We start from the raw sequence: 13,502 nt of genomic DNA on the forward strand, positions 1-13,502 counted from the left end.
CGCGGAGACACACACCCTGCGATGGCTATCATCGAGGATTAAAGAATGCAGATAGGAAAAATTGCCCGCGCGACCGGGACCAAAGTCAACACCGTTCGCTATTATGAAGAGATCGGTCTTCTGAAGCCCGCTCCGCGCTCCCAGTCGGGACGAAGGATTTACGCAGACGCCGATGTCGAACGGCTCGCATTCATCCGGCGGGCTCGGGGTTTGGGCTTTTCGGTGTCCGAAGTTCGCTCGCTGCTCGAAGTGTCGGACGCACCAAACCGGGATTGCAAGGACGCTGCGACTTTGGCACGAAATCATTTGCGCCGGGTGGAGGAGCAGATCGAACAGCTGCAGGCGATGAGACAGGAACTGATCGGCCTGGCACGGGCCTGCGATGGGGGCACTGCCACCGACTGCGGCATCATCGGCGGGCTTGCTAGAAAATCCGCCTAAAGATTGCCTCGGCAAAAGCGCAGAATCTACACTTTCGGCGCGGTGCCATCGTCGCGCTGCGTTTCTCCGGACCACCAGGTAACGAGAAGCAATGCCACTCCAAGGACTATTCCGACATCCGCGAGATTGAACGCCGGCCAGTGATAGCCGCCGACATAGAAGTCGAGAAAATCGGTGACCGCTCCGTCCGCCAGTCGGTCGGCAACGTTACCCAATGCACCGCCAATGATCGAACCTATCGCGGCGGATTCAAGGCGTACGGTACTGCGCCAGAGCCATCTGGCCAGAACGCCCACGACAAGAAGCGCGAACCCGGACAGCAAATAGGGCGCGATTGGATTACCGGAACTCAGAAGGCCGAATGTAACACCGCGATTATATCCGAGCACCAGATTGAAGAATGGAAAAACATCTATCGTGCGGGCAGGGTCCATGACCACATTCACAATAAGCCATTTTGAAATGAGATCGCTCGCGAAGACTGCGACGGCGATCGAAAGACCAAGACTTCGGTACATATTGGTTCCTTGGATGATCGGCAGATATCTCTGATTCTCCGGACGATAGAAATTAGGCCTGGGCCCGGTACTCATCGATCATGTCAATGCAGATAGGTCAACTGCACCGCAGATCACTGGCCTAGCCATTCAGGCATCCGAATGTCATCGGCACGTGATTCCAGCGCGGGAAAATATCTTTCTCCGCCATGCCTTGATGGGCAAGCAAAACATTTTCGCCGATCTCGCAAATTGCACCGGTTCCGCGTGGGGGCACACGAGGTGGATCGCGGACTCATGCTGCGGCGGTGGGAATGTCAAGAAACGCAGTCCCTACCTTCTTGCCAAATCCAAAGGTCATGTTTTTTAGGATACTTTTTGCGGCTACGCGCATTTCAGAACATTCGCTGAACGGCATGGTGCGAATGAGGCGGGGCTCCTTGCGTCTGTGACTCTCTTTGCGGTTGTAGTGAGAAAGCATTGCCGTAGGGCATTCATGCTTCTGAAAAGGGAATATCAAAAATGAAAGCCTCTGACTTGTTTATCGCTGCATTAGAGGCTGAAAAGGTGGAATACATCTTTGCCGTTCCCGGCGAAGAAAACCTCGACCTGCTGGAATCCCTGCGCACGTCCTCAATCGAATTGGTATTGACGCGCCATGAGCAAGGTGCGGGCTTTATGGCGGCGACCTATGGCCGGCTAACCGGCAAGGCGGGGGTTTGCCTCGCAACTCTCGGGCCTGGTGCGACGAACCTGACAACTCCGGCGGCCTATGCCGCGCTCGGGGCCTTTCCGCTCGTCATCATCACCGGGCAGAAACCGATAAAGACATCGAAGCAGGCCCAGTTCCAGATTGTCGACGTTGTTTCCCTGTTTACGCCGCTATGCAAGGCTTCGACCCAGATCGTGAACGGCAATCGCATTCCCTCGCTCGTTCGCGAAGGTTTCCGCCTGGCGCAGGAAGAAAGGCCCGGTGCCGTCCTTCTGGAACTGCCCGAAGACATTGCTGAAGAGCAAACGGTCGAACCGGTCATACCGCCGCATGACAGGCGCTATGCCGTAGCGGGTGATGCCGCTCTGGATGAAGCAGCCCGGCGTATTCTTGCTGCGCAGCGGCCTCTGCTGCTGATCGGAGCTGGAGCGAACCGCCGCCGCGCTTCGAAGGCGTTGCGCAAATTCGTGGCCGATACCGGCTTTCCCTTTTTCGACACCCAGATGGGTAAAGGCGTGGTCGACGAAGATAACGAGCTTTATCTGGGCACCGCGGCGCTATCGTCGGGCGATTATGTCCACTGCGCGATCGAGAAGGCCGATCTGATCGTCAATATCGGTCACGACGTGGTCGAGAAGCCTCCCTTCTTCATGGAGCCGGGCGGGCAGACCGTCATCCATATCAATTACAAGGCGGCTGAAGTCGATCAGGTCTACTTCCCGCAGCTCGAAGTCATCGGCGACATCGCCGGATCGGTCGAGCGGCTGGGAAGCCGCCTCGATGGCAAGCTGCAGTGCGACCGCAGCTATTATACCGCCCTGCATCACGAGATTGCTTCGCACATTTCCGAGACCAGCGACGACGAACGTTTTCCGATGGTCCCCCAGCGCGTGGTTGCCGACGTACGCAGCGTAATGGCGCGCGATGATATCGTTGCGCTCGACAACGGTATCTACAAGATCTGGTTCGCCAGAAACTACATCGCTCATGAGCCTGGCACCATCCTGCTCGACAATGCATTGGCGACGATGGGTGCTGGCCTTCCATCCGCCATGATGGCAGCGATGCTGTCGCCCGGGCGCAGAGTTCTCGCGGTATGCGGCGATGGCGGGTTCATGATGAACTCGCAGGAGCTGGAAACGGCCGTCCGGCTGGGCCTGAACCTCGTCGTACTCATCCTGAACGATGCGGCATATGGGATGATCCGCTGGAAGCAGGACCAGCTCGGCTTTCCGGACTACGGCCTGACCTTTTCCAATCCCGACTTTGTCACTTACGCACAAAGCTATGGAGCGACCGGCCACCATGTCGAGCGAAGCGCGGATCTGGTTTCGGTCCTGAACGCCGCATTCGAGGCTGGCGGCGTGCACCTTGTCGATCTGCCCGTCGACTATTCCGAAAACAAGAAGGTGCTGATCGACGAACTCGGCGCGAAGGTGTGCGAGCTATGAAAACGATCGTTCACAATCCCTTCGACCGCTCGCCGATTGCAGAAGTGGCGCTTGTCGACTGGGCTCAAATCGATGAATGGCTGAATGAAGCGCAGTTGCTCCACCGCGACCGCAGTTGCTGGCTTGCCGTGCACGAGCGTATCGCCATCCTCCGGCGGGCTGCGGATATCATGCGCGAACGAGCCGAGGATCTCGCTCTCCAGATCGTCAGGGAGGGCGGCAAACCCCTGGTCGATGCGCGCGTGGAAGCCGGTCGCGCGATCAACAGCGTCGACTTATGCGTTCAGGCGCTCAGCGATGGCGGCGGTCACGAGATCCCCATGGACCTGACAGAAGCGGGTGCGGGTAGGACGGCGTATACATTCCGCGAACCGATCGGTCCTGTCGTGGCGATCTCGGCATTCAATCACCCCCTCAACCTGATCGTCCATCAGGTTGGACCGGCGGTAGCAGCCGGGTGCCCCGTTCTCATCAAGCCTGCGCTGGAAACGCCTCTGTCATGCCAGAGCTTCGTGAGCATTCTCCATGAAGCCGGCCTGCCCGAGGCCTGGTGCCGGTTCGCTCCGTGCAGCAACGATGTCGCCGAAAGGATGGCAACCGATCCGCGCACGGCGTTCTTCTCATTCATCGGTTCTGCGAAAATCGGCTGGATGCTTCGCTCGAAGCTGGCGCCGGGAACCCGCATTGCTCTCGAGCACGGCGGCGCGGCGCCGGTCATCGTGGACAGCGGCGTGGAGCGCGCAGCAGTGATCGCCTCGTTGCTCAAAGGCGGGTTCTATCATTCGGGTCAGGTCTGCGTTTCCGTGCAGCGCGTATTCGTCCCTGCTGCAGAATTGAAAGACTTCGCCAATGACCTAGGGCGAGCTGCCGAAAAGCTGGTCGTGGGCGATCCCGCCGATGCCGAAACCCAATGCGGACCCCTGATCCGGACGGAGGAAGTCGACCGAGTCGAACGCTGGGTCGATGAAGCCATCGCAGCAGGAGGCACCCTGGTGTGCGGGGGAAGCCGTCTGAGTGACACTCTTTTCTCCCCGACCGTCATTCTCGATCCTCCGGAAAGTGCCAAGGTATCCCAGGAAGAAATCTTCGGCCCCGTGATCTGCGTGTATGGCTATGACGATATCGACCGGGCTATCGAGCAGGCCAATGCCCTGCCTTACGCCTTTCAGGCCGCTATATTCACCGATCGGCTGTCAATCGCTAATCATTGCATAAAGTCTCTGGCGGGATCGGCTGTGATGGTGAACGACCATACGGCATTCCGCGTCGACTGGATGCCTTTTGCAGGTCTGCGCCGCTCGGGGCTTGGCGTGGGCGGGATCGCCTATACTATGGCGGATATGAGCCTTGAAAAAATGGCCGTCTGGAACTGGCCGACAGCGGCATCATAACCCGTTCGACAGACCCGGGATGGCGACACGGGCAGCTTCGCACTCGTCGGCTTCACCCGGAGTTGAGTCTCTGATGGGCGGCGGACAAAAGCCGTGCATTGGCGAGCCCGACCGAACTGGCGCACGAGGCGCGGGCATCAAGGCTCGGTGATATCGGCAAGTACATCGATTATGCGGCAATCGCCTACCGTGTCTTGCTCGCAGGCAGCGATCATGCGCCCAAGTTCCGTCCGCAACGCCTTCAGGCTCGCGATCTTGCGCTCGACTTCGCCGAGATGGCTTCTCGCCAGAGCGTCGATGCCCGCGCAGGACCGGACGGCATCATCGGAGAGATCGAGCAATTCCCTGATGCGTGCCATCGAGAAGCCGAGATCACGCGCGCGCCGTATGAAGTGAAGGCGCGCTTCCTCTGCAGGTCCATAATCGCGATAATTGGCCTTCGTGCGCGGAGGGGCAGCGAGGATACCCTCGCGCTCGTAGAAGCGGATTGTTTCGGATTTGACGCCGGTTATCCGGGCAAGTTGACCAATTCTCATGACAACGGCTCCTACCGCTTGACCTTGTAGTTACTACAAGGTGCATAGGGCGGATCGACGCAAGGAGTCGAGAAAATGGGAAACACCTGCTGCGGTCGCGATGAGGCCGGTGCAAACAACAACGATCCAACATGGCGGCGCATTCTGTGGATCGCGCTGGGCCTTAATGCAATCATGTTCGGTGTGGAGATCGTGGCAGGCATTGCTGCGGATTCGCGCGCCTTGCAGGCCGACGCGCTCGACTTTCTCGGCGATGCGGCAAACTATGCTATCAGTCTCGGCGTAGCGGGGATGGCGATCGTCTGGCGCGCGCGTGCGGCTCTCGTAAAGGCAGCGACCATGCTGGCTTTCGGCCTGTGGGTGCTTGGCTCGGCTATCTGGGGTTTCTTTGTCGGGGCGTCGCCCGACCCGGGAACGATGGGTGCCATCGGTTCTCTTGCTCTGGCGGTAAATCTCGCCGTCGCCGCGATGCTGTTCCGGTATCGCTCGGGCGATGCGAACATGCGCTCGGTGTGGATCTGTTCGCGCAACGACGCGATCGGTAATATCGCCGTGCTGGCGGCAGCGATTGGCGTTTTCGGCACCGGCCGTGCGTGGCCCGATCTGGTTGTGGCGAGCATCATGGCAGGACTGGCGGTGTGGGGAAGTGCCGAAGTCTTCAAACAGGCACGTGGCGAACTGCGCTCTACCTAAACTCCAGAATATGCCGCGATTGCGGATTGGGAAAATACGTTTCCGTCTTTACCCTGCTATTGCGAATTAATTGCAACAGATATAGAGCCCCCGCATGCATCGCATCGTCTCCGCCACCGTCCATCCGGCAATGCGGCTCATTCTGCTGGCGCTTGCGCTGTGTCTGTCCGCCACCGCGAGCGCGGAAGAGCCCGATGTGCGAACCACTTGGCGCTTGCTCGATTATATCGCGGTCGACTACGCCTCCGCGGTTTCCGACGGACGTGTTGCCGACGAATTCGAATATCGCGAAATGGTGGAGTTTTCCGATGTCGTGGCGCGGCAGGTTGCTGCATTTCCGGACACTAAAGACAATCAAGCACTCATCCGCCGATCGGACCAGCTGCGAGCTCTGATCGCCAACAAGGAACCCGCCGAGCGAGTTGGGCGCTTCGCGCGCGCGCTGGCAGCCTCGTTGCTGACAGCCTACCCGGTTCCGCTCGCCCCTTCGCAGGCGCCCGACCTTGTCCGCGCCCGCACTCTCTTCGCGCAGAACTGCGCCTCGTGCCACGGCGCCGCCGGAAGTGCGCCACCAGCCGCAATGCAGGCGCTCGATCCCCCGCCGATCGACTTTACCGATATCGACCGGGCACGGCAGCGCAGTGCGTTCGGGCTTTACCAGGTCATCACGCAGGGGCTTGAAGGAACGTCCATGGCCAGCTTCGCATCGCTATCCGACGAGGATCGCTGGGCGCTTGCATTCTATGCCGGCAGCATTGCTTTTGAAGATGTGGCCAAAGGCGAGCGTATCTGGCGGGAAGATGATGGCATACGCCAGCTTGTCCCCGATCTCCAGACGCTCGCCGCGCTCACACCGGAAAGTCTGGCCGAGCAGATCGGCGAGGACCGTGCGCTCGCCGTCATGGCCTATCTTCGCGCCAATCCGGATGCGGTGGGACAGGCAAATGACGCCGGTTCGCTCGCCTTCGTTCGCGATATGCTCGATCGCAGCCTGTCAGCTTATCAGGCTGGCGACCGTGAGGAAGCGCGGGAGCTTGCCCTGTCTGCCTATCTCGACGGGTTCGAACCCCTGGAGGCCCTCCTGGCAACGCGCGATGGCGGTTTGATGCGGGAGGTAGAACAGGCGCTCGGGCAATTCCGGGCCGGAATAGAGTCCGGGGCGGACCCATCCGAACTACAGCAACTAAGGGCTCGCATCGATAGTCTGCTGGCCAGCGCCGAGGGAGCGTTAGCCCCTGAGGCGGCCAGCGAAATCTCGACCTTTCTCGGCGCGTTCACCATCCTGCTGCGCGAGGGGATCGAAGCACTTCTGGTTGTGATCGCCATGATCGCCTTTGTGAAAAAGTCGCAGCGCTCCGAGGTATTGCCCTATGTCCATGGTGGATGGATCGCCGCTCTTCTTGCAGGTGTCGCCACCTGGGTCGTAGCAACCTACTTCGTCAGCATCAGCGGTGCGAGCCGCGAGATGACCGAAGGGATCGGCGCGTTGCTTGCGGCTGTCATACTCGTATCGGTCGGGATCTGGATGCACGGCAAATCCCAGGCCGAGGAATGGCGGCGCTATATCCAGGAAAAAATGGGCAAGGCGCTCTCGCGCGGATCGGCATGGTTTCTCTTCGGTCTCGCATTCGTGGTCGTCTACCGGGAAGCGTTCGAGACTATCCTGTTCTACGCTGCCCTGTGGAACCCGCAGAGCAGTGGCATCATACTGGCAGGTGCCTTGTCCGCAGTCGCGCTGCTGGCGCTCATTGCATGGGCCATGCTGCGCTACAGCCGCAAACTGCCGATCACCCAGTTCTTCCGCTACAGTGCTATCCTGATTGCGATACTTGCGGTCATTCTCGCGGGCAAGGGCGTGGGCGCTTTCCAGGAGGCCGGAGTTCTTACCGCCACTTTCATTGCCGGCTTGCCGCGCCTCGCCGAACTCGGCTTCTTCCCGACTGTCGAGACAATAGTCGCGCAGTTGCTCACGCTGCTGGCTCTGATTGTCGGATTTCGCGTAAACCGGGCTTTTTCCAATCCGCCACCGGCAAACGTTACGGGATAAGTGGTCCCGGCTACGCAGTCTCCTCGATCCGGCCACAGGGCGGGCGTGCGAAGGACTATCCCACGCTTAAAGGCAACCATAGAGTACGGCCAAAAAGAACCCTGCAGGTCTGTAATACCTCGCTGACTGATGCGTCAGTCACACCGAGGTGTTCAAATGACCGATGACATCGCCAGAAAATTGAAAGCTGCCGCGGCCCGGCTTTTCACTCAGCACGGATATACGGCAACCCGCGTCGCGGACATCGTCGCGAATGCGGGCGTAGCGCAGGGGACCTTTTACCTGCATTTTGAAAACAAGCCGTCGCTGTTTGTCGCGCTTATCGATGAATTCTTTGCAGGACTGATTGAGGAGACCATTGCCCGCCATCCCGCCAAGCGGCTGCAAACTGGAGAGCAGCTATCAGCCGAGGTTGAGGAGATCTGGATGACCATCATTCGGTATGGCCGCAAGCATGATATTCTGACCAGGCTGGTCTTGCGTGAGGGCCATGCGCTTCCGCCCGAGCAGCGCGCTCATATCAATCGACATTTCGAGCAAGGCGCTGACGCGCTCGCGCGGTATCTCGAAGATGCCCAACAGCTCGGCCTGGTGAAAAATCTCCCGGCGCGACTCATTGCTTGGGTTCTTGTCGGAATGATCGAGCGGGCAATGCACTACGCCGTTTTTGTCGCGCCGAACGCACCGAGCGTGTCGCTGGCAGGGCATTGCACCGAGTTCGAACTCCTGGGCCTGCTGGAACCTAGTGATGCTAGGACCGGAGGCGAATCATGAGATCCAGACAGAAGGTCTACATCGGCATTGGCCTGCTCGTATTGCTAGCCGCTTCGGCAGCGACAATCTGGCTGATGCAGCCTGATCGGCATGAGCGAGAAGGTCATCTGGTACTCAATGGAAATGTCGATATTCGTCAGGTCAATCTGGCGTTCAAGGTTCCAGGCAGGATCGACCGATTGGCGGTCGATGAGGGAGATAGGATTGAAGGTGGCGATCTTTTGGCCTCGCTTGAACCTCAGGATTACAAGAACGAGATCGCGCTTGCCGAAGCGCGTGCCAGCCAACGCTCCGCAGCGCTCGCCGCTCTCGAATCGGGCAGCAGGCCGGAGGAGATCGAGCGGGCGAGAGCGCGGGTTGCAGAAGCGGAGTCCGCGCTGAGCGTTGCCCAGGCAACCCTGGACAGGGTCGAACACCTCGCCGAACGCGGGTTTGCCGCACGGCAGACCCAGGACGAGGCGCGGTCACAGCGCGATCGCGCGGCCGCTCAGCGGCAGGCGGCGCTCGAAGAACTCTCGCTTGTCCGCGAGGGACCCCGACGCGAAGAAATCCGGCAAGGACGCGCGGCGCTTGGAGCCGAGCGAGCTGCCGCTGCGCTCGCCCGGCAACGCCTAGTAGACGCGAACCTTTACGCGCCCGCTGACGGGATCATCCTGACGCGCGCACGCGAGGTTGGGGCCATCGTGGGGCCGGGCGAAACCGTATTCACACTCGCGCACACCTCGCCCATGTGGATCCGGGCCTATATCGAGGAACCCGACCTCGAGCGCGTCGAGATCGGTATCCCCGCGACAGTGTTGACCGAGGCTGGCCGCGAATTTCCCGGCCGCATTGCCTACATCTCACCGACAGCCGAGTTCACACCCAAGTCCGTTGAGACCCGCGAACAGCGCACCAGCCTTGTCTACCGGGTGCGTGTGCGTACCGAAGATCAAGACGGAATCCTGAAGCAGGGCATGCCGGTCTCCGTGATCGTCCGTCCCGTCGCCCCCGGGCGTTGACGGGTGGTGGCTCTGGTAACCATCGAAGGCCTGACCAAACGGTTCCCCAAGCAAGCCGAACCGGCATTGCGCAGTGTGAGCACACAGATCAGATCGGGCCACATCGTCGGGCTGGTGGGGCCCGATGGCTCGGGGAAGACAACCTTCTTGCGCCTGATCGCCGGACTGCTGCGCGCCGATGAAGGCGGGATCGACGTGGGAGGTTTCGATCCCGTCGCCAACGCGAAGGAGGTGCGCGCGCGCATTGCCTATATGCCGCAACGTTTCGGCCTCTACGAGGATCTGAGCGTGGAGGAAAATCTCAATCTCTACGCAGATCTGCGCGGACTGGTTGGATCAGCGCGCAAGGCGACATTCGAGCGGCTTCTCGATTTTACCGGCCTAGCGCCATTTACCGGCAGACTGGCAGGCGCCTTGTCGGGCGGCATGAAGCAAAAGCTCGGGCTCGCCTGCGCTCTCGTTGTGACACCTGAACTCCTGTTGCTGGACGAGCCAAGCGTCGGCGTAGACCCTATTTCGCGGCGCGAACTCTGGCGAATGGTAAGCCGACTGACCGATGAAGGGATCACGGTCGTTTGGGCAACCGCCTACCTCGATGAGGCCGAGAAATGCGAGACTGTGCTCGTGTTGAGCGAGGGCGATCTCATCTTCGACGGTCGGCCGGCCGATCTGGCCGCGCGTGTCGATGGCCGGGTGTTTATGATCGAGGGCATCGAGGGCGATCGGCGCTACGTTTTGAATAAGGCTCGCCAACACGAGGCTGTGATGGATGGAACAATCCAGGCCAGCGACGTCAGGCTGTTGCTCAACGAGAATGCGCATGCCCCCTCACTGGCTTCGATTGGCGCGGGGGATGAAGCTCGGCTGCAACCTGTCGCGCCGCGTTTCGAGGATGCGTTCATCGATCTCATCGGCGGCGGGTTTCGCGCCGAATCGCCTTTCGCGGGTGGATCGGAGCGCAGCCACGATATAGCGATTGCCGTAGAGGCGCGCGGACTAACGCGGATGTTCGGCTCCTTCACTGCGGCTTCCGAAATCAGTTTCGATGTGCGTCGAGGTGAAGTGTTTGGGCTTATCGGACCCAATGGCGCGGGCAAGTCGACTACATTCAAAATGCTCTCCGGCCTTCTCAAGCCGACCAGCGGTGAGGCTCGTATTGCCGGTGTCGATTTGCGTACTGCCGCGAGCGAGGCACGGGCTCGTCTCGGATACATGGCGCAAAAATTTTCGCTGTATGGCGATCTCAGCACGATGCAGAATCTGCGGTTCTTCGCACGTGTTTACGGCCTTACCGGAGCGCGGCAGCGTACCATGATTGCGCGTATGATCGAAAGCTTTGCCCTCACGGACAAGCTCGATGAGAATTCCGGTCAGCTCCCGCTTGGGTTCAAGCAGCGTCTGTCACTCGCCTGCGCCGTCATGCACGAGCCTGACGTCCTTTTTCTCGACGAGCCGACCTCGGGTGTCGATCCGCGTACGCGCCGTGAATTCTGGGCCCATATCAACGCAATGGTCACGAACGGCGTAACCGTCATCGTGACGACACATTTTCTCGACGAAGCGGAGTATTGCGACCGCGCTGCGCTCATATATCGCGGGCAGATGATCGCTTTGGGAACTCCCGCCGAACTCAAGGCGCAGGCGGCCTCCTCGACCATGCCCAACCCGACCTTTGAGGATGCATTCATCGCTCTCGTCGAAGAGAACGAAGCGGTAAACGCGCCATGAGGTTTTCGCGTTTCGCAGCGATCATGCGCAAAGAAACCCGGCAGGCTATTCGGGACCCGAGCACACTCATGATTGCCGGCCTATTGCCAATCATGCTGATCTTCCTGTTCGGTTATGCGGTTTCGTTCGACCCCCGGCAGTTCTCGGTCGGCGTTGTGGTCGAACAGCCGACCGGAGAGACGGAGAGCTTTGTCGCGTCGCTGCGCAACACGCGCTATTTCGAGATTGAAACAGCGCCTGTGCGAAAGGACTTCGAAACCCTCATGGCCGCGGGCGAGCTCGATGCGATCATCATCCTGCCACAGGATTTCAGCGCAATTGCGCTCCGCGGAGAGGCGGCGCCGATCCAGATCCTGGTCGATGGGGGTGATCCAAACACGGCCGGACTGGTTGGCTCCTATATTGAATTGCTCGTTATCAATTGGCTCGAGCAGGAATGGCTCGATCGCGGGCAACCGCCGCTCGCGCCTCTCGTCTCGATTGAGCCGCGTGTCTGGTTTAACGCCGAGATTTCGAGCCGCAACTATCTGGTCCCCGGCTCGGTGGCGATCATTCTCACCATAATCGGCGCCTTGCTCACAGCGCTTGTGGTTGCCCGCGAATGGGAGCGCGGCACTATGGAAGCGCTCCTTGCGACCCCTGTCGCTCCGCTCGAACTGCTGCTGGGCAAGCTTGTGCCCTATTTCGTGCTGGGCCTCGGCTCGTTCATGCTGTCCGTGTTTGTGGCCGTGGCGTTTTTTGGTGTTCCCTTCCGCGGATCGTTTCTCGCGCTCTCGCTCGCAGCCGCACTCTTCATGCTGTGCTCGCTGGGCCAAGGACTGCTCATTTCGACGCTCACCCGCAACCAGCTCGTGGCAGCGCAGGTCGCGGTGATGCTTGCCTTTTTGCCCGCGTTCTACTTTTCCAATTTCGTCTTTGAGCTCGACAGCATGCCACTGGCGCTCCAGCTTTTCAGCTACGCGATCCCGGCGCGCTTTTTCGTCTCGACTCTGCAGACGCAGTTTCTTGCCGGCAATGTCTGGTCGGTTCTGCTGCCCGATCTCGCTGCCCTTGCCATCTTCGCGATTGTGATCTTCGCGATCTGCGCTCTGTTCACACGCACCCGGCTCGACTGAGACCATGTGGCAACGCATCTACGCCTTGATCGTGAAGGAGCTTCTGGCAAGCGCGCGCGATCCGCAAACCCGTTGGGTGGTGCTGTTTTCGCCGCCCTTTCTGCTCCTCATCTACGCCTTTGCAATTACGCAGGAAGTATCGGACGTCACCCTGGCGGTCTACAACCAGGACCACGGCAATGCCTCGGTCGAGCTTATCAGCCGCTTCGAGGGTGCCGAAGTATTCGATCAGATTATCCATTTGCGAGCAGGCGCGGATATCGCGCCGACAATCGACGCACGCCGTGCGACGCTGGTCATGCGCGTTGGCGAAGACTTCTCGCGGCGACTCGAGCGCGGCGAAAGCGCCGAGGTTCAGCTAATCCTCGATGGCCGCAGATCCAACACCGCTCAGATCCTGCTGGGATACAGCAGCCGGATCGTCGAAACCTATAATCAGGAGCGGCTCGATCGACTGCGCGCGACGGCACCTGTGCGTCTTGTCCAAAGGACCTGGTTCAATCCCAATCTCGAGCCGCTCTGGTCCGCAGTGCCCGCGCTCTTTGCCGTCCTCGTAGCCGTGGTCGGTTTCATGGTGTCCGCGCTGTCGATCGCCCGCGAGCGCGAGCTCGGTACCTTCGAGCAATTGCTGGTGTCGCCGCTGCGCCCCTTCGAGATCCTGATCGGCAAAAGCGTGCCGGCTCTCCTGATTGCGCTGACGAGCGCAAGTGCGATGCTGGTTCTGGGGATGCTGTTTCTCAACGTACCGATCCGCGGTTCTCTCGCCCTGCTTTTCTTCGGAATGGTTGTCTATCTCGCTGCAATAGTCGGTATCGGCCTGTTTATCTCATCGCTCGCGAAGACCCAGCAGCAGGCGATTATCGGGCTGTTCATGTATATGGTCCCGGCCGTGCTTATTTCGGGCTATGCCACGCCGGTAGAAAACATGCCCGACTGGTTGCAGGGCCTTGCCGCCGCCACGCCGATCACCCACTTCATAGTCATCAGCAAAGCGGTGTATCTTCGTGAAGCGCCACTCTGGCTCTATTTCTCCCACATCTGGCCCATGGCGCTTATCGCTGCCGCGAGCCTGCTGGCGGCGACTTGGTTGTTCCGCCGCCGAACGGGTTAAACAGT

13 protein-coding genes are annotated in these 13,502 nt (G+C 59.9%); 10 read left to right on the forward strand and 3 right to left on the reverse strand.

The window, feature by feature from the left end; translation table 11 throughout:
- The first annotated feature begins 45 nt into the window (after positions 1-45).
- Positions 46-441: a helix-turn-helix domain-containing protein gene (locus LOZ74_RS05760; RefSeq protein ID WP_010412699.1), complete on the forward strand. Its 396-nt coding sequence runs from the start codon at positions 46-48 to the stop codon at positions 439-441.
- 26 nt (positions 442-467) lie between these two features.
- Here LOZ74_RS05760 and lspA read toward each other — a convergent pair whose 3' ends face one another.
- Positions 468-959: a signal peptidase II gene (lspA, locus tag LOZ74_RS05765; protein WP_090479092.1), complete on the reverse strand. Its 492-nt coding sequence runs from the start codon at positions 957-959 to the stop codon at positions 468-470.
- Between the two features lie 274 nt (positions 960-1,233).
- A complete protein-coding gene (locus tag LOZ74_RS05770; RefSeq protein WP_230293248.1) occupies positions 1,234-1,419 on the reverse strand; it encodes a hypothetical protein in 186 nt (61 codons plus the stop codon).
- 41 nt (positions 1,420-1,460) lie between these two features.
- Here LOZ74_RS05770 and LOZ74_RS05775 point away from each other — a divergent pair, with 41 nt between their 5' ends.
- Together LOZ74_RS05775 and LOZ74_RS05780 are read left to right on the forward strand one after the other, a co-directional pair.
- On the forward strand, positions 1,461-3,101 hold the full coding sequence (locus LOZ74_RS05775) for an acetolactate synthase large subunit (protein WP_224801007.1): 1,641 nt from the start codon (positions 1,461-1,463) through the stop codon (positions 3,099-3,101).
- A complete protein-coding gene (locus LOZ74_RS05780; RefSeq protein WP_224801008.1) occupies positions 3,098-4,492 on the forward strand; it encodes an aldehyde dehydrogenase family protein in 1,395 nt (464 codons plus the stop codon). The genes LOZ74_RS05775 and LOZ74_RS05780 overlap by 4 nt, the downstream gene beginning before the upstream one ends.
- Positions 4,493-4,629: 137 nt before the next feature.
- Here the strand turns inward: LOZ74_RS05780 and LOZ74_RS05785 are convergent, their stop codons facing one another.
- Positions 4,630-5,028: a helix-turn-helix domain-containing protein gene (locus LOZ74_RS05785; protein WP_219148260.1), complete on the reverse strand. Its 399-nt coding sequence runs from the start codon at positions 5,026-5,028 to the stop codon at positions 4,630-4,632.
- Positions 5,029-5,103: 75 nt separating this feature from the next.
- Between LOZ74_RS05785 and LOZ74_RS05790 the strand changes: the two genes are divergently transcribed.
- From LOZ74_RS05790 to LOZ74_RS05820, 7 genes are all read left to right on the forward strand, one after another.
- Entirely contained in the window at positions 5,104-5,721 is a 618-nt protein-coding gene (locus LOZ74_RS05790; protein ID WP_219148262.1) for a cation transporter, read from the forward strand.
- A gap of 94 nt (positions 5,722-5,815) precedes the next feature.
- Positions 5,816-7,768 carry a cytochrome c/FTR1 family iron permease gene (locus LOZ74_RS05795; RefSeq protein WP_219148264.1) on the forward strand — a complete coding sequence of 651 codons (1,953 nt, stop codon included), beginning with the start codon at positions 5,816-5,818 and terminating at the stop codon, positions 7,766-7,768.
- Between the two features lie 156 nt (positions 7,769-7,924).
- A complete protein-coding gene (locus tag LOZ74_RS05800) occupies positions 7,925-8,542 on the forward strand; it encodes a TetR/AcrR family transcriptional regulator (RefSeq protein WP_219148266.1) in 618 nt (205 codons plus the stop codon).
- The gene (locus LOZ74_RS05805; protein ID WP_219148268.1) at positions 8,539-9,543 is read left to right on the forward strand and encodes an efflux RND transporter periplasmic adaptor subunit; all 1,005 of its coding nucleotides are present in this window, start codon (positions 8,539-8,541) and stop codon (positions 9,541-9,543) included. Before LOZ74_RS05800 ends, LOZ74_RS05805 begins: the two co-directional genes overlap by 4 nt.
- Positions 9,544-9,549: 6 nt before the next feature.
- On the forward strand, positions 9,550-11,271 hold the full coding sequence (locus tag LOZ74_RS05810; RefSeq protein WP_230293249.1) for an ATP-binding cassette domain-containing protein: 1,722 nt from the start codon (positions 9,550-9,552) through the stop codon (positions 11,269-11,271).
- A gap of 23 nt (positions 11,272-11,294) precedes the next feature.
- Positions 11,295-12,386, forward strand: coding sequence for an ABC transporter permease (locus LOZ74_RS05815; RefSeq protein WP_230293250.1), 1,092 nt, complete (start codon positions 11,295-11,297; stop codon positions 12,384-12,386).
- 4 nt (positions 12,387-12,390) lie between these two features.
- Entirely contained in the window at positions 12,391-13,497 is a 1,107-nt protein-coding gene (locus LOZ74_RS05820) for an ABC transporter permease (protein ID WP_046904073.1), read from the forward strand.
- The last annotated feature ends 5 nt before the right edge of the window (positions 13,498-13,502 follow it).

The sequence above is a fragment of the Croceicoccus sp. Ery5 genome (assembly GCF_020985325.1).
Taxonomy (GTDB): domain Bacteria; phylum Pseudomonadota; class Alphaproteobacteria; order Sphingomonadales; family Sphingomonadaceae; genus Croceicoccus.